Source organism: Longimicrobium sp., assembly GCF_036399935.1.
In the GTDB taxonomy this organism is placed as follows: domain Bacteria; phylum Gemmatimonadota; class Gemmatimonadetes; order Longimicrobiales; family Longimicrobiaceae; genus Longimicrobium.
Genome location: NZ_DASWMD010000007.1, coordinates 156,599 through 173,645 on the forward strand (window position 1 = coordinate 156,599; position 17,047 = coordinate 173,645).

At 72.6% G+C, this 17,047-nt stretch carries 13 protein-coding genes; all 13 read left to right on the plus strand.

What is annotated here, in order from left to right; translation table 11 throughout:
• The first annotated feature begins 8 nt into the window (after positions 1–8).
• The 13 genes from VGB24_RS02880 (at position 9) to VGB24_RS02940 (ending at position 16,549) form a co-directional block, all read left to right on the plus strand.
• The gene (locus VGB24_RS02880; RefSeq protein WP_331071448.1) at positions 9–905 is read left to right on the plus strand and encodes an alpha/beta hydrolase; all 897 of its coding nucleotides are present in this window, start codon (positions 9–11) and stop codon (positions 903–905) included.
• Between the two features lie 114 nt (positions 906–1,019).
• Entirely contained in the window at positions 1,020–2,192 is a 1,173-nt protein-coding gene (locus VGB24_RS02885) for a hypothetical protein (protein WP_331071449.1), read from the plus strand.
• 241 nt (positions 2,193–2,433) lie between these two features.
• Positions 2,434–3,567, plus strand: a complete 1,134-nt coding sequence (locus VGB24_RS02890) for an NUDIX domain-containing protein (RefSeq protein WP_331071450.1) — start codon at positions 2,434–2,436, stop codon at positions 3,565–3,567.
• 102 nt (positions 3,568–3,669) lie between these two features.
• Entirely contained in the window at positions 3,670–4,857 is a 1,188-nt protein-coding gene (locus tag VGB24_RS02895) for a hypothetical protein (protein WP_331071451.1), read from the plus strand.
• A 58-nt stretch (positions 4,858–4,915) separates the two neighbouring features.
• Positions 4,916–5,671 carry a cysteine hydrolase family protein gene (locus tag VGB24_RS02900; RefSeq protein WP_331071452.1) on the plus strand — a complete coding sequence of 252 codons (756 nt, stop codon included), beginning with the start codon at positions 4,916–4,918 and terminating at the stop codon, positions 5,669–5,671.
• A 1-nt stretch (position 5,672) separates the two neighbouring features.
• Complete coding sequence (locus VGB24_RS02905) at positions 5,673–6,209, plus strand: O-acetyl-ADP-ribose deacetylase (RefSeq protein ID WP_331071453.1); 537 nt, start codon at positions 5,673–5,675, stop codon at positions 6,207–6,209.
• Between the two features lie 107 nt (positions 6,210–6,316).
• Positions 6,317–6,910, plus strand: coding sequence for a hypothetical protein (locus VGB24_RS02910; RefSeq protein ID WP_331071454.1), 594 nt, complete (start codon positions 6,317–6,319; stop codon positions 6,908–6,910).
• Positions 6,911–7,105: 195 nt separating this feature from the next.
• Positions 7,106–9,757, plus strand: coding sequence for a response regulator (locus VGB24_RS02915; protein ID WP_331071455.1), 2,652 nt, complete (start codon positions 7,106–7,108; stop codon positions 9,755–9,757).
• On the plus strand, positions 9,732–10,103 hold the full coding sequence (locus tag VGB24_RS02920; protein WP_331071456.1) for a response regulator: 372 nt from the start codon (positions 9,732–9,734) through the stop codon (positions 10,101–10,103). Before VGB24_RS02915 ends, VGB24_RS02920 begins: the two co-directional genes overlap by 26 nt.
• A 7-nt stretch (positions 10,104–10,110) precedes the next feature.
• Entirely contained in the window at positions 10,111–12,531 is a 2,421-nt protein-coding gene (locus VGB24_RS02925; RefSeq protein WP_331071457.1) for a response regulator, read from the plus strand.
• 5 nt (positions 12,532–12,536) lie between these two features.
• Positions 12,537–13,592: a HEAT repeat domain-containing protein gene (locus VGB24_RS02930; protein ID WP_331071458.1), complete on the plus strand. Its 1,056-nt coding sequence runs from the start codon at positions 12,537–12,539 to the stop codon at positions 13,590–13,592.
• Positions 13,592–15,016 carry a glycosyltransferase gene (locus VGB24_RS02935; protein WP_331071459.1) on the plus strand — a complete coding sequence of 475 codons (1,425 nt, stop codon included), beginning with the start codon at positions 13,592–13,594 and terminating at the stop codon, positions 15,014–15,016. Before VGB24_RS02930 ends, VGB24_RS02935 begins: the two co-directional genes overlap by 1 nt.
• Positions 15,017–15,112: 96 nt before the next feature.
• Positions 15,113–16,549, plus strand: coding sequence for a hypothetical protein (locus tag VGB24_RS02940; protein ID WP_331071460.1), 1,437 nt, complete (start codon positions 15,113–15,115; stop codon positions 16,547–16,549).
• The last annotated feature ends 498 nt before the right edge of the window (positions 16,550–17,047 follow it).

Here is a 17,047-nt window from a genome sequence, read left to right on the forward strand (position 1 = left end):
GATCCCCGGTGGGACGGGATCGCGCGGAGGGGCCGGGGACCGGCTTCCTCCGCGTTCCGTTTCTGGCGCTCGTGCTCCTTCTCGCCGCGGGGTGCTCGCCCCGGCGCATGGGCGAAGCGCTTCTGCTGGGGAGCCACTTCGTCCGCACGCAGGACGTGGCGTACGGAACCGGACCGCGCCAGCAGCTGGACGTGTACCGCCCGCGGACGGCCGCGGGGCCGCTGCCCGTGGTCGTCTTCCTTTACGGCGGCCGCTGGCAGGCGGGCAGCAAGGACGAGTACCGGCTGCTGGGCGACGCGTTCACCCGGCGCGGCATCGTCGTCGTGGTTCCCGAGTACCGGCTGTATCCGGAGGTGCGCTTTCCCGGGTGGGTGCTGGACGCGGCGCAGGCGGTCCGCTGGACGCGCGACAACGCTGCCCGCTTCGGCGGCGACCCGGGGAACATCGTCGTCGTGGGCCACTCGGCGGGCGGCCATACGGCGGCGCTGCTGGCCTTGGACGAGCGCTACCTGCGCGACGCGGGGGTGCCGGCGGGGAGCGTCCGCGGCTTCGTTTCCCTCGCCGGCCCGGTGGACACCACGTGGACGGCCCCGGACGTACAGGCGCTGATGGGGCCGGCCGCGGGATGGCCGGCCACCTATGCCGGCACGCACGTGGATGGGCGCGAGCCGCCGCTCCTGCTCCTGCAAGGCGCGGACGACGAGACGGTGTCACCCGCAAATTCGAGGGGATTGGCGGCGCGCATCCGGGAGCGGGGAGGGTGCGCCCGCTCCGTCGTGTACCGCGGCCTGGGGCACGTGGAGATCGTCGTGGCGCTCGCCGTGCCCCGGCTACGCAGCGCCCCCGTGCTGGACGACGTCGTCGCGTTCGTCCGCGAGCCGCGCGCCCGCGCCTGCCCGGGGTGACGGGGGAACTCCCGCGAACGCCGGATCGATGTTATCTTGTTTCTCCGTAAGCACTTGACTGCCCTGTTGCGGGCACCCGTCCTGCCCGTCTTCCCCGCTCCCAGACCCGGATCCATGAAGCCCATCTCGCGAATCGCGGTGCTCCTCACCCTGGCCATCACACCCGCCGTCGCCCAGGGCCAGGCCAAGATCAACGGCTACGGCGACCTGAACTGGGGCGCCACGCGCGACGCCGTAACCCGCTACTGGCGCGAAACGCCCGCGGCGGAAAATACCGAGCGCGGCATGGCGTTCATGCAGTTCAAGGACTGGCAGGGGCTGCAATGGATCGTGGCGGCGCACCAGCAGCAGGGGTTCTCGCACTTCCGGGCCACGTCGGTGCCCACGCTCGCCGCGGCCGACTGCCCGCGCGTGTTCGGGCGGCACGTCGCCGCGCTCACCCGTTCGTACTCGCCGGTCGCCGCGCAGGGCGGCGTGAACAATCCCGGCGGCGGGAACCTGTGCGACGAGGTGCGCGCCGGCCGCGCGACCGCCCGGTACACCTGGGCAGACCCGGTGAACAACGCGGCGGCCACCCTCTACATCGATCCCGCCAACGGCAGGATCGTGTACACGGCCGAAACTCCGTTCTTCCGTGAGTGGCTGGCCCAGCGCGGCCAGCCCGCGGCGCAGAGTGCTCCCCAGCCGGCGCCCGCGCCCGCCGCCGCCCCGGTGCCGGCCGCTCCCACGGGGTACGACAGCCGCCTGTGGAGGCCGTCCGACCAGCCGGTGCGGCAGCTCCCGTTCGGCGCCTCGCGCGCGGACATCCAGCGCACGTTCGGCGAGCCGCTGCTGGCACGCAGCGACGACGTGAGCCCGGGGATGATCGAGCTGCTGTACAGCCGGGACGAGGGCGGCCTGGTGTTCACCGTGCACCAGACCAAGGGGCTGATCCGCGTGGTGAACAGCACCGGCTTCATGGGCCCCGACGAGCCGTGCAACGCGTTCTGGGAGCGCATGCGCGCCCGGGTGGCCGCGATGTTCCCGGGGGTGACGCCGCAGGGGGGCGCCCACAATCCCGCGGGCGGTGACCTCTGCGAGCAGGTAAAGGCCGGCCGCGCGTTCGCCGAGACGGCGTGGCCCACGGCGGACGGCGGGTCGGTGTGGCTGCGCATCGGGCCGTCGACAGGCGCGATCTCGGTGGCGGTCTCTACGCCCGACTACCACCGGTGGTTCGACGCCACTGCCGACGGCCGTGAGCGCGCCGACCGCCTGCGCCGCGCCTCGGGAGCGGCCGCGCGGCAGTAGGCTCGCGGCGGCACGATCAAGATTCCGGCCCCCTTCACGGACGTGGAGGGGGCCGGTTTTGCGAGCGGGTGCCGCGTGCGTGCGCTCTTGGTTCGCGGAAGGGTGCTCCGCGTCCTCCCCTCTCCCGCGCCGTTTGCAGGGGAGGGGCCGGGGGAGGGAGGCACCTTGCGCCCCGCGCCCGCTCCGGCGTAGTTCTCGCAATGAGAACGTCAGCACGCCCACCCGACCGCGCAGAAGAGCCGTGAGCGAAAGCGTTCCCGTCGACATTCCCGAGCCCGTTCCTGACTGGGCCGTCCGCTACAACGCGGGCGACTATCCGCCCCATGCCGTCACCGGCGACGCGGTGGCCCTGGCGCTGGAGTGGAGCGGCGGGCACTGCGCCCTCCATGCGTTGCTCGTGGTGCGCGCCAAGGAGCCCTTTGCCGGGCTCGATGCCTGGCCCGGCGGCTTCATGGACTGGATGGAAGACGCCGATTCGGTGCAGACCGCCATCCGCGAGATGCGCGAAGAGACGGGGCTGGACGCGCCCGAGTTCGTGGAGGCGCTGGCCAGCTACAGCCGCAACGGCCGCGACCCGCGCCAGTTCGCCGGCTACCGCGACGGACAGAGCGGGGAGTGGATCGCACGCGGCGCGCGGGTGACGACCAACGCCTACCTGATGCTCGTCCGCAAGCCGTCCGACGGCTCGGGGCCCACGGCCGCGGACGATGCGTCCGAGGCGCGCTGGGTGGACGTGTACTCGCACCTGCCCTGGGAAGACCTGCGCGAAGCCAGCCGCGCGCCCTCCGCCAACGCCGCCGGGGAGGTGCTCCACGTGTGGGGCGCGGAAGGCGGACAGGAGCGCGTGCGCCGCGTGCAGGACGTGTTCGGGCGCGACGAATGGAACGAGGAGCGCGCGTCGGACCGCTACGGGCTGCTGATGGAGGCCGGCTTGGTTCCCGAGGCCCGCCGCGACCTGTGGGGCAGGGCGGAGGAGCGCGAGGGCGACGAGCGGTTCGGCCGGCCGATGGCCTTCGACCACCGCCGCATCCTGGCCGACGCGCTGGGCCGGCTGCGCGGAAAGATCAAGTACATGCCGTCTACCCTGATGGCGCTCACCGGGCCGGACGTGACGCTCGACGAGCTGCAGGCCGCCTGCGAGGCGATCGCGGGCCGTCCGCTCCATCGGGCCAACTTCCGCCGCGCCGTCGCCCACACCGGCGCCGGCGCCCCGCGCGCGCCCCGGCTGGTGGAACGCACGGGGCAGACGCGCCCCCGCGAGGCCCGCGGCCCCGGCGTGGCGCCCGAAATCTACCGCTTTCTCCCCGAAGCCACGCACGCACGCCTGGAAACCTCCATCCGCTTCCCGTGGCTCCCGCTGGCCGACGCCCGGTAGCTCCGGGGCCGGATCGAACTTTTTTCTTGACGGCGACCGCCGCGACGATTATTCTCGTGTCGAGAACAAACGATGGACGTGAACTCCTGATGACGGATTCCCATGCAACCGACTGATACAAGCCGCGCCGATACGCTGCACGATGGACTCGCGCAGTATCCGGCCGAGCTCTTCCAGTTCGATCCCCGGATGTGCGGCGGGTGGCTCTCGGACCGCTACTTCGTCCGCACGGTCAACACGCTGCTCCACGCCGGGCGCGACCCCGTGGTGACCGTGCAGGTGTTCGCCAAGCGCAAGGGCGTGCTGGCCGGCGTGCACGAGGCGCTGCGGCTGCTGCAGACGCAGCTGGCGCCCGGCTACGACCATCGCGAGCTGAAGGTGCACACGCTGCTGGAGGGCGACCCCATCAACCAGGGCGGGGAGGACGATTGGGAGCCGGTAATGCACGTCACCGGGCGGTACGGCGGCTTCGGGCACCTGGAAACGCCGCTGCTGGGCATCCTGGCCCGCCGGTCGCTCGTCGCCTCCAACACGCGGATGGTGGTCACCGCGGCGGGCGGCAAGCCCATCATCTTCATGGCGCCCCGGCATGACGACTGGCGGGTGCAGACGCCCGACGGCTACGCGGCCCAGGTGGGCGGTGCCGAAAGCGTCTCCAGCGACGCGGCCGGCGCGTGGTGGGGCGTGCGCGGGGTGGGGACCATGCCGCACGCCATGATCGCCGCGTTCGGAGGCGACACGGTAGAAGCCACGCTGGCGTTCGGCCGCTACCTGCGCGACCAGGAGCCCGGCGTGCAGCTCCTGTCCCTCGTGGACTACGACAACAACGCGGTCGAAACCTCGCTGGCCGTCGCCCGGGCGGTGCGCGCGGAGTTCGGCGACGACGTGCTCAAGGGCGTGCGGGCGGATACGAGCGAGCGGCTGATCGACGATTCCATGATCGGCGATCCCGAGGCGTGGGGGCGCGCCAAGCTCACCGGCGTCAATCCCTATCTCGTCCGGAAGATCCGCGCGGCACTGGACGCGGAGGGATTCGGCTACGTGGGGATCGTCGTCAGCGGCGGGTTTACGCCGGACAAGATCCGCCGCTTCGAGAAGGAAGGGATTCCCGTGATGGCGTACGGCGTGGGCAGCAGCCTGCTGGGCCACAGCAAGGGCGACAGCGGGCTGCTGACGGACTTCGATTTCACGGCGGACCTCGTGCGCGTCGACGGCGGCGACGAGGGCAAGGTGGGGCGCAGCTTCCGGGAAAATCCCCGGCTGGTGCGGGTGGATTGGGATCGCGTGTGAAGCGCGGTGGTGTTCGTTCCTGGTTGGAAATGAATCCCTCATGGGGAGGGTTGGCCTGATGAACGGCAATCCGAGCGGTCCCGCCCTGGTGGGATGGGTGGTGGATGCGCAGAACGATTTCATGCTGCCCCCCGAGCGGGGCGGCCGGCTGTACGTGCACGACCTGTTCGACGGCGGCAAGGATCCTGGGGCTATGCAGATCCTTCCTGTCCTCGTCCGCGCGGTGGAGTGGATGCACGCGCACTGCGCCGTGGTCGTCTTCACCGGCGACTGGCACGCGTACGGGGACGAGGAGATCGATCCCGTGGCGCCCGATGCGACCAGGGGCACCTATCCGCCCCACTGCATGGGCCTGTCGGAGGACGAAGCGGAGCGACGCGGGGCCGAGGTGATCGACGAGATCCGCCCCGCGAATCCCGTCGTCCTGGCCCGCGACGCGAGCGCGGACGACGCGCGCGAGGTGGCGCGCACGGCCCTGCGGGAGCGCCGGCCCATCTTCATCCACAAGAGCCGCTTCAGCGTATTCGAGGGCAACCCCGCGACGGATGCCCTCGTGGACGCCCTGCGCGGGCAGCTGGGCGCGCTGGAGTTCGTCGTCGCGGGTGTCGCCCGCGACGTGTGCGTGAAGGGCGCGGTGGAGGGGTTCCTGGACCCGGCGCGGCGCCAGCCCGTCACCGTGATTACCGATGCCACCTGGGGGCTGGGGCTGGAGAGCGAGGCGGAAAGCCTGGCCCGGTGGATGCGCGAGGGCGCCGCGCTGGTCACCACCCGCGGGCTGGCGCTTCGTGCGCCGGCCGCGGCAGCGAGGGAGTGACATGACGGATGGCGAGCTTCCCCTCGATGGGCGGATCGAGGTGGTGCACGGCGACATCACCCGGCTGGAGGTGGACGCCATCGTCAACGCCGCCAACACCTCGCTGCTGGGCGGGGGCGGCGTGGACGGCGCCATCCACCGCGCCGCCGGCCCCGGTCTCGTCGCGGAATGTCGCATGCTGAACGGGTGCAGGACCGGGCAGGCGAAAATCACCGGGGGTCACAAGCTCCCCGCCAAGTGGGTGATCCATACCGTGGGACCGGTATGGCAGGGCGGCGGGCATGGCGAGGACGAACTGCTGGCAAGCTGCTATCGCGAATCGCTCAAACTCGCCTCCGGCAAGCAGTTGCATACGGTGGCATTCCCCGCCATCAGCACCGGGGTATACCGCTTTCCGGTGCATCGGGCGGCGCGCATTGCGGCGGGCGAGGTGGCCCTGTTCCTGTCCCGGAACCCGCATCCCCGGCGGGTGATCCTCGTATGCTTCGGCGAAGAGGCGCACAGAGAATACTTGACGGCGGTGCAAGGGGGCGTTTAAATATGCCCACACAGCAACATTGCGGCACCACCGCAAGGACACCCGCCGTGCCGGCGCGCCCCTGAGCCCCACCGCACCGGCCGCTTGCCCCAGGAGACAAGGTCCCCATGGAAGACCTCCGGCCGATCAAAGAGCTGCTCGACGAGATCAACACCGCAATATCCAGCTACGACCCCGTGCTCAAGGAGCGCGCGCGCGACATCCTGCTGGAGCACGCCTTCGGACGCGCCGCCGCGCCCGCCCGCCCCCGCGCCGCCGCCGCGTCGGCCGATGAAGGCGGCGAGGGCGAAGAAGCGCCGCGCCGCCGCCCCGGCCGTCCCAAGGGAAGCGGGCTGGGCGTGCGCCGCGGGCCCCGCGCCGGCATGAGCATGGGGTCGCTGCTGGAGCAGTGGCACCCCGAGACCATGGCTGAGCGCGCGCTGCTGGGCGCCTACACCCTGTCGCGCGGCAAGGCCGACAAGACGGTCACCAGCCAGGCCATCAACGCCGAGCTCAAGCGCGCCGGCATTCCCGTGCCCAACATCACCCGCGCCATCGAGTCCAACCTGCGGGCCAAGCCGCCGCTGATGGTGCAAAAGAAGAAGATGGGCACCACCCGCCAGGCCCGGAAGCAGTACGCCATCGCCCCCGAGGGCGTGGAGTTCGTGGAAAGCCGCCTGCAGGGCGGCGGGGGCGACGCCGGCGACACGGGCGAGGAGTAGCCCCGGAGCGTTTCCGGCGTCGTTCGCGCGCCGCCCCGGCCGGGGCGGCGCCGCTGTTTGGGGACGGTCCGTTTCGGGCCGGGTCCTGCCCCGGGCCCGCGTTTGACACCACGTGCCCGCATGGGCATGTTTTCCGCATGCCCGCGGGCGTACGCCCCCGCCACGGGGCCATCGCGCCACCCGCAGCCCAGTCCGTTGACCGACGCCGCCAGCACCGCCTCGCGCCGCTTCCTGATCACCTTCGCCCTGTTCCTGGCGGTGGTGGTGGTGCTGGTGGTGCAGGCGTACTTCACCATCCGCGAGCTGGGCGTGGCCAACCGCGGCAGCATGCAGACGTACCGCGTGCTGTCGGCCACGGTGCAGATGCAGGAGGGGCTGGCCGAGGTGGAGGCCGGGTACCGCGGATACGCGCTGACCCGCGCCCCGCGGTACCTGGAGCAGTGGAGGGCCGGCCAGACCCTGTTCACCCTCGAAGCGGCGCGCCTGCGCTCCCTGGTCGCCGGCGAGCCCGAGGGCGGGCAGCGGCTGCGCACGGGCGTCATCGAGCGCGCCTTCGCCGACTTCATCCGCATGCAGCGCGAGTCGGGGGTGCTGGACCCGGCCACCTCGCGCGACGACGCCATCCGCGCCGCGAGCGACCTGGCCGGCGCCGAGCGCCGCAGCGAGCGCGTCGCGGTGGTGCGCCGCGAGCTGGGCGCGGTAGAAACGGCCGAGTCGGCGCTGCTGCGCGAGCGCAGCGCGAGGGCGATCGCGCTGGAGCGGCGGACGGCGGTGCTGGTGCCGGCGGGCTTCTTCCTGGCCATCGCGCTGGCGCTGGCCACGGCCGCCATGGTGCAGCGCCGCACCCGCCGCGTGCACGAGGTGAACCGGGCCATGCAGGCCGAGATCGCCGAGAAGGAGCTGGCCCGCGGCGCCCTGCTGCGCATCAGCCGCCAGAACGAGCTGATCCTGGACGCCGCCGCCGAGGGCATCTACGGCATCGACCCGCACGGCTACACCCTCTTCATCAACCCCGCGGCCAGCGAGATGCTGGGCGTTCAGCCCGACGACGTCATCGGCCGCCCGTTCGAGGCGGTGCTGGGGCTGGGCGGCGGCGCCCGGGTGGACCTGGGCGTCAACGCCATCCGCGCCACCCTTTCCACCGCCGCCCCCCGCGCGGTGCCCGACGCCCTGTTCCGCCGCGCCGACGGCTCGTCGTTTCCCGTGGAGTACGCCTCCACGCCCATGCTGGAGGGCGGGCGGGTGACGGGCGCGGTGATCACCTTCCGCGACGTCACCGAACGGCGCGAGGTGGAGCGGATGAAGGACGAGTTCGTGTCCGTGGTCAGCCACGAGCTGCGGACGCCGCTCACCTCCATCCGGGGCTCGCTGGGGCTGCTGGCCGCCGGCAAGCTGGGCGAGATGCCGGTGAAGGGCCGCCGGATGCTGGAGATCGCCGTTCAGAACACCGACCGGCTGGTGCGGCTGATCAACGACATCCTCGACATCGAGCGCATCGAGTCCGGCCGCGTGACCATGGAGGTGCGGCGGGTGCGGGCGGCCGAGCTGGCGCACCAAGCGGTGGAGGTGATGTCGTCCATGGCCGAAAAGGCGGGGGTGCAGCTGTACGCCTGGGCCGACGACCTGCCGCTGACCGCCGACCCCGACCGCATCCTGCAGGTGCTCACCAACCTGCTGAGCAACGCCGTCAAGTTCTCGCCCCCCGGCGGCGAGGTGACGGTGACGGCCGAGCCCGTGGCCGGCGACGTGCTCTTTCGCGTGCAGGACCAGGGGCGCGGCATCCCCGAGGACCGGCTGGAAAGCATCTTCGAGCGCTTTCAGCAGGTGGATTCGTCCGACGCGCGCGACAAGGGCGGCACCGGCCTGGGCCTGGCCATCTGCCGCAGCATCGTCAGCCAGCACGGCGGGCGCATCTGGGTGGAAAGCCGTCCCGGGGAGGGAAGCACCTTCTTCTTCACCCTTCCGGCGCCCGAGGCGGGCGACGACGTGACGCGCGACCCCGCCGCCGCGCCGGGACAGGCCGGTGCGGCGCCGGCGCCGCCGGAGCCGGCCCGCGACCCCGAGGGCCCGCTGGTGCTGGTGTGCGACGACGACCCGGTGATGCTGGCCACGGTCGAGGAGATCCTCCAGGGATGGGGATACCGCACCGTGGGGGTCACCGACGGCGAGACGGCGCTGCGCGAGGCGGCGCGCATCCGCCCCCGCGCCATCCTGCTGGACATGATGATGCCGGGGATGAACGGCTCCGAAACGCTGCGCGCGCTGCGCCGCGGCCCCGAGACCGCCGACATCCCGGTGGTCATCCTGAGCGCCGTGAAGCCCATGCCCCGCGTGCAGGAGCAGCGCGACGTGGTGGAGTGGGTGGAAAAGCCCTTCGCCGAGCAGGGGCTGCTCCACGCGCTGGAAGAGGCCGTGGCCCGCCGCGCCCGCCCCCGCCGCGTGCTGGTGGTGGAAGACGACCCCGACCTGGCGCGCCTGCTCACCGACATGTTCGGGCGGCACGGAATCGAGGCCATGCACGCCGCCACCGGCGTCGAGGCGGTGGAGATCAGCCGCAGCAGCCCGCCCGACATGATCGTGCTGGACCTGGCCCTTCCGCACGGCGACGGCTTCTGGGTGGTGGAGCGGCTGCGCGGCAATGGGCTGCGCGGGGTGCCGCTCGTCGTGTACTCCGCCCGCGACCTGGACGAGGGCGACCGCGAGCGCCTGCGCCTGGGCCACACCGAGTTCCTCACCAAGGGCCGCCTGCCGCCGGAAGACTTCGAGCGGCGGGTGGTCACCCTGCTGAACAGGATCGCGCCCGCGCGACGTGCCGAACCCGATGAGCCACACGCTGCTGCTGGTTGACGACGAAGATGACATCCGCGAGGTCGCCCAGCTTTCGCTGGAGATGACCGCCGGATGGGAAGTGCACACGGCGTCCTCCGGGGCCCAGGCGCTGGCCGCCGCGCGCGCGCTGAAGCCCGAGGCCATCCTGATGGACGTGATGATGCCCGAGATGGACGGCCCCACCACGGTCCGCCACCTGAAGGCCGATCCCGAGACGGCCGGCATTCCCGTGATCCTGCTGACCGCCAAGGTGCAGGCCTCCGACCGCGCCGCCTTCGAGGGCCTCGGCGTGGCGGGCGTGCTGGCCAAGCCCTTCGACCCCATGGCGCTGGCCGACGAGGTGGCGGCCGTGCTGGGGTGGTGACCGCGAGGTGAGCGCCTCTCCCGCGGCCGTGCTGGTGGCCGGGCTGCCCCCCGACGTTCCCGGGTGGCTGTCCCGCCGGCTGGGCGGCGCCAGCGTGCACTTCCTTCCGGCCGCCCCCGAGGCGGCCGAGGCGCTGCGCGCGTCGCGCTTTCAGCTGGCCGTGGTGGACGCGGCGCTGCTGGAGCCCTCGGTGGTCCAGGCGCTGGCGGGCCGCGGGACGGACGGTCCGGCGCTCTTCGTCACGGCCCCCGCCGGCACCCCCGGCCCCGGGCTGGCGGCCCTGCTGGCCACGCTCAAGCCCACCCGCGTCTTCCATCACCCGCTGGACCGCGAGGGGCTGGCCCGCGAGGCGGCCGCCGCCCTCGGCGCCGCGGAGGCCGCGGCGTCGCCCGCGGCGCCCGCCGCCGGGGGCTTGAGCGCGGCCGTCGCCCAGGTGTGGGAGCGCTTTCGCGAGCCGGTGCTCAAGCGGGTGGACGTGGTGGAGCAGGCCGCGCTCTCGCTGCTGGAGGGCGGGCTGGATGCCGAGGCGCGCCGCAACGCCGAGCGCGAGGCGCACAAGCTGGCCGGCTCCGTGGGCACCTTCGGCTACGGCGAGGCGTCGCGCCTGTCGCGCGAGGCCGAGCAGCTGCTGACGGGCCCCGGCGAGCTGGGCCAGGCCGACGCGCTGCGCCTGGCGGACCTGGCGGTGGCCATCCGCCGCGAGCTGCAGGCGCCCATCGGCGCGGCGGTGCCGGCCGCGGCGGTGCCGGGCGCCGTGCCCGAGGGGCAGGCGGGGGACGGGCCGCTGCTGCTGATCGTGGACTCCGACCGCGAGATGGCCGAGCGGCTGGCCATGGAGGCGTCGGGGCGGGGGATGCGGACCGTCGTCGCGCACGGGGCCGACGCGGCGCGGGGAAGCCTGGCGCGGCGGCGCCCCGACGCCGCGCTGCTGGAGCTGGACGGCGAGGGGCGCACGCTGGAGCTGCTGCGCGAGCTGGCCGACGGCGAGCGCCCCGTGCCGGTGGTCGTCCTCACCCGCAGCGACGACTTCGCCGACCGGGTAGAGGTGGCGCGCCACGGCGGGCGCGGCTTCCTGCGCAAGCCCATCTCGCCCCCGCGCGCCATCGACGCGCTGGAGCCGCTGCTGCGCGGCGGCGGCGAGCGCGAGGCCGTGGTGCTGGCGGTGGACGACGAGCCCGCCGTGCTCGAGGCCATCCGCACCATCGTGGGCGTGGGCGGGGTGCGGGTGGAAACGCTTTCCGATCCCCTGCGCTTCTGGGACGCGCTGGAGTCGGCCGCCCCCGACGTGGTGCTGCTGGACTTCCAGATGCCGGGGGTCACCGGGCTGGAGCTGTGCCGGGTGCTGCGGAACGATCCCCGCTGGCAGTCCGTCCCCGTGGTCTTCCTCACCGCGCAGACCGACCCCGACACCGTGCGCCGCGTGTTCGCCGCCGGGGCCGACGACTTCGTGGGCAAGCCCTTCGTGGGGCCGGAGCTGACGGCGCGCATCCGCAACCGGCTGGAGCGGGTGCGGCTTCAGCGCGCCATCGCCGAGACGGATGCGCTGACCGGCGTGGCCAACCGCCGCGGCTCCGAAGACGTGCTGGAGCGCTTCCTTCGCCTGGCGTCGGCGCAGAACGAGCCGTTCGCGCTGGCGCTGATCGACCTGGACTGCTTCAAGGGGATCAACGACCGCTGCGGCCACGCCGTGGGCGACGAGGTGCTGGCCCGGGTGGCGCGCGTGCTCCAGAAGCGCTTCCGCTCCGAGGACGTCGTAGCGCGCTGGGGGGGCGAGGAGTTCGTGGTGGGCATGTACGGGATGGACCGCGCCGACGGGGTGCAGCGCATCGCCGAGGCGCTGGAGGTGGTGCGCGAGGAGGTGTTCACCGACCCCGAGGGGAAGCCCTTCTCCATCTCCTTCAGCGCGGGCGTCGCCGACTATCCGGCCGACGGGCGCGAGCTCCACACCCTGTACCGCGCCGCCGACGCGGCCATGTACCAGGCCAAGGCGGCGGGGCGCGACCGGGTGGTGCCCTCCGGCTGGACCCCCGAGCGGGGGGAGGGGCCGCGCTCGGTGGACGTGCTGGTGGTGGAAGACGACGACGCCATCGCCCGGCTCCTTCAGCACGCGCTGGAGACGCGCGGCTACCGCCACGAGTGGGTGAACAGCGGCAGCGGCGCCGTGGAGCTCCTCACCGGCCCCACCCCCGAGCTTCGCGCCCGCGTGGTGCTGCTGGACGTGGACCTTCCCGGAATGGACGGCCTGGGCGTGCTCCGCCGGCTGGCGCAGGAAAAGCTGCTGGGCCGCACCCGCGTGATCATGCTCACCGTGCGCACCCACGAGGCCGAGGTGGTGAGGGCGCTGGAGATGGGCGCCTACGACCACGTCCCCAAGCCGTTCAGCATTCCCGTGCTGCTGCAGCGCATCCGCCGGGCGCTGCGGGGCTGACCGCGGTGGATCCCGTCCAGCTGGTCCGATCCGTTCTCCTCATCGAGATCATCGCCTTCGCCGGCGCCCTCGCCGTCTTCTTCGGCCACGCGGTGGTGTCGAACGCGCGCGAGCGGCGCTGGGCCGTGGCCACCGCGCGGGGCCGGCGCGCGCTGATGGAGGTGGTGAGGACCGGGCGGCCGACGAAGGCCGACGAGGCGCTGCTGCGCGGGCTTCCCACCCGGCTGAAGGTGCGCCTGTTCACGGAGCTGATTCCCAGCATCTCGGGCCAGGGGCGCGCGCAGCTGGGGGCCCTGGCGCGCGAGATCGGGCTGGTGCCCGTGGCGGAGCGGCTGGCGCGCTCCCGCTCGTGGCGCGACCGCCTGCTGGGGGTGCGCCTGCTGGCCACCATCGGCGGCGGGCTGGACATCGTTCCCGCCCTGCTGGACGATGGCCACTCCGGCGTTCGCGCCGAGGCGGTGGAGTGGGCGGGCGAGCATCCCACCCCCGAGATCGTCGAGCGGCTGGTGGGGCTGCTTCCCGCCACCGACTGCTACGGCCGCTTCGTGGTGCGCGACACCCTGCTGCGGCTGCGCGCCGCCACCATCGGGCCGCTGGTGCGCTACCTGGAAACGCACGACGGCGCGGCGGCCGAGCCGGCGCTGGACGTGGCCGCCGGCATTGCGCACCCCGCCTTCAGCGCGGTGGCGCTGCGGCTGTGCCACGACCCCGACGCGCCCGTGCGCGCCCGCGCCGCCGCGCTGGCCGGCGCCATCGGCAGCGAGGAAGCCATGGGCGTGCTGCAGCGCATGGTGCACGACGACGACGCGGGGGTGCGCGCCGCCGCCGCCGCCGCCCTCGGCCGGCTGGGCCACTGGCCCAGCGCCGCGGTGATCGCCCCGCTGCTGCGCGACCGCGCCTGGATCGTCCGCAGCCAGGGCGCGCTGGCGCTCCGCGGCCTGGGAAGCCCGGGGCACCTGTACCTGCGCCGCGGGCTGACGGACGAAGACCCCTTCGCGGCCGACATCTCCCGCCAGGTGCTGGACCTTCCCGAGTCGTCGGCCGAGCGGGAGCGCTGGTAATGGACGTGGGACAGTTCGTGGAGCTGGTGCTGGTGCGGCTGGAAACGGCGATCCTCGTCTACTTCCTGCTGGTGAACGGCTGGTACCTGCTGCTGCTGGTCAGCGCGGGGTACGAGATGCGCGAGTACGTGCTGCTGGCGCGCGGCCGCGCCCGCTGGCGGCTGATGGGCTCACGCGCCGCCCCCAGCATCTCCATGCTTGCCCCCGCCTACAACGAGGCCGCCACCATCTCCGAGAGCGTGCGGGGGCTGCTGGCGCTGTACTATCCCAACCTCGAGGTGGTGGTCGTCAACGACGGGTCCAGGGACGAAACGGTGCAGGTGCTCATGGACACCTTCGACCTGGCGCCCATCCATCCCATCTACCAGAAGCGCATCCGCTCCAAGGACATCGTGGGCCTGTACCGCTCGCGCCTGCACCCCAACCTGGTGGTGGTCGACAAGGTGAACGGGGGCAAGGCCGACGCGCTGAACGCCGGCTTGAACCTGGCCACGGGCGACCTGGTGTGCGCCATCGACGCCGACACGCTGATCGAGGCCGATTCGCTGCAACGCATGGTGGGGCCCTTCCTGCACCGCAACGACGTCGTGGCCGCCGGGGGCACCATCCGCATCGCCAACGGCTCCATCGTCGAGAACGGGCGCGTGACGCAGGCCCGGGCCCCCCGTGCGCTGATCCCCGGCTGCCAGGTGGTGGAGTACCTTCGCGCATTCCTCTTCGGGCGGCTGGGGTGGAACCGGCTGGGCGGAAACCTGATCATCTCCGGCGCCTTCGGCCTGTTCGACCGGCAGGCGATGATGACCGCGGGCGGGTACGAGCACGACACGGTGGGCGAGGACATGGAGATCGCCCTGCGGCTGCGGCGCGCGGGCTACGAGACGAAGGGCCCGCACCAGATCGCCTTCGTTCCCGATCCCGTGGCGTGGACGGAGGCGCCCGAGTCGCGCCGCGTGCTGGGCCGGCAGCGCGACCGCTGGCACCGCGGCCTGGCCGACGTGCTGTGGCGGCACCGGGGCGTGATGTTCAACCCCAGGTACGGGACGATGGGGATGGTGGTGTATCCCTACTTCGTCATCGTGGAGCTGATGGCGCCCATCGTGGAGTTCATCGGCCTGCTGGGGCTGGTGCTGGGGCTGGCGATGGGCGCCATCAACCTGCCGTTCGCCATCCTCTTCTTCCTGGTGGCCTACGGCCTGGGCGCCGTGATGACGCTGATGACGCTGGTGATGGAGGAGATGTCGTTCCAGCGCTACGACACCTTCACCGACCGCGCGCTGCTGGTGCTGTGGGCGCTGCTGGAGAACGTGGGCTACCGCCAGCTGACGGTGTTCTGGCGTCTGCAGGGGATCTGGAAGTACCTGCGCGGCAGCAAAAGCTGGGGGGCGATGGAGCGGAAGGGTTTCGCGGCGGCCGTGAAGAAGTAGCCAAAGTGGTCATCGTGGATCGATCATGCGCTTCGCTGACGGGGAGGGGCCGGTCATGCGGATGAGTTCGGGGCGGCATTCGTCCACGGGGCCGGCGTGAGCGCGCCGGCGCCGTCGCCCGTGATGCGGCTGGTGGTCTTCTTCTACCTGATGGGGACGATCGGCTTCTTCGCGGGGACGCTCACGCTGCTGGGCCCGGTGCGCTGGGCCACGTCGGCGCTGCGGGCGCGCGGGGCGGGGCAGGGCGTGGAGGACCTGGTGGTCCGCGGGATGATCCTGCTGCTGGTCGCCGGCGCCGCGTTCGTGGCGTGGAAGCTCACCGGCAGGTTCATGGCCATCGCGGGGAGGGGGCGCTGGGCCACGCCCGCGGTGACCACGGCCCTCGCATGCGGCGCCCTCCTGATGTGGATGAACCCGCGCCTGGTGAACCGCGGCGAGCAGATGACGGACTCCGGCGAGCGCTTCGTCTTCGGTCCGTATCCCGACCGCGCGGCGCTGGCCCGGCTCAAGCGACAGGGCTTCACGGGCGTCATCACGCTCCTCCATCCCGCGGTCGCCCCTTTCGAGCCCCGCCTCCTCGCCCAGGAGCGGGAGGCCGCGCGGGAGGTGGGAATCGAGTTGATCCACACCCCCATGCTCCCGTGGATCAGCGAAAACGAGGAATCCGTCGAGCGCATCCGCACGCTCGCCCGGTCCGGCCAGGGCCGCTACTACGTGCACTGCTACCTGGGCAGGGACCGGGTGAACGTCGTCCGGCGCCTGCTGATGGACGGTGACGCCTCCGTCGCCGAGGCCGAGAAGGAAAGCGGCGCGCGCCGCCTGGGCGACATGCCGGCGTTCGAGCGCGGCGGCATCTACCACTTTCCCGACGGCGTCCACGTGGCCCCGTTTCCCACGGACGAGGAGTGGCTGGGCTACGTGCTTTCCGGCTCGGTGAAGCAGGTGCTGTCGCTGCTGGACACGGCGAACGCGGAGGACGCCACGTGGGTCGCCAAGGAGCGCGGGCTGGGGCGGCAGTACCGGATGCCCGTGGAGTTCGCGACCATCCGCTCGTTTCCGTACGATCCCCAGCAGGCGCTCGCCGCCGCCCGCCGGGCCAAGGCGCTTCCCCGGCCGCTGATGGTGCACGGCTTCCGCACGGTGTCGCCCGCGGTGGAGGCCTTCGTCCAGGCGTACCGCACGGGGCTGCCGCCACTGCCGCCCTCGCTCTTCGCCGAGCCGATGGAGGGCGGGCCGGTGCGCGTGCTGGCCCCCAACGTCGCCGTGGGCCCCCGTCCGACGGGGCGCGAGTTCGGTGCGTACCTCCAGCAGCGGGGCGTCCGCGGGATCGTGCACGCGGGCACGGCGGACGCGGCGTCCCGCGCGGACCGGGCGATCGCGGAGTCCATCGGGCTCACGTGGAAGGCGGGGGGCGCGACGGCGGCGGAGGTGCGCGCGGCGACCGCGCAGGGCGGCCCGTGGTACGTGTACGGCCCCGGCCTGGGAGCGATCCAGGCCGAGCTGGACCGGCAGATGGATCCCGGGGTGCCGTAGCGGGGCAGGTACATCCCGAGGCCTCGGCTTCATTCGCCCGGCCCTGCTGGGGCGACTGAAGTCGCGGCAACGACGGCCCGAAGGTCCGCCTTCGCGGACTGCACGCGTGGTGGAGTGCGCCGGGCCGGCGGCAACGCGATTCAGGTCTCCCCCTCCCCTGCGAAGCGGGGGACGGGGGGAGGGGGCTCCCAAGGCATGCGCCGGCAGCCAGCCATCCACGCGGATGTCATCCCGATGGAGCGGCCAATTCGGACCTGCCGGGTGAGCCAAACACCGCAGCGACTGAGGGATCCGCCACACACCGGGCGTGATGATGCGCCGACGCGGGAACACCGTGGCCTTCTGCGGTTCCCTCCCAAACAGGGCCTGAGAGCCTGGTGTAAGCCGTCTCGGAAGCGTTTGGAGGACTATGTGGCGGATCCCTCAGTCGCTGCCGTCGACGGTGCGGATGCAAGTTGGGTGTGGCCGCTCCATCGGGATGACATCCGGCGCGATTCC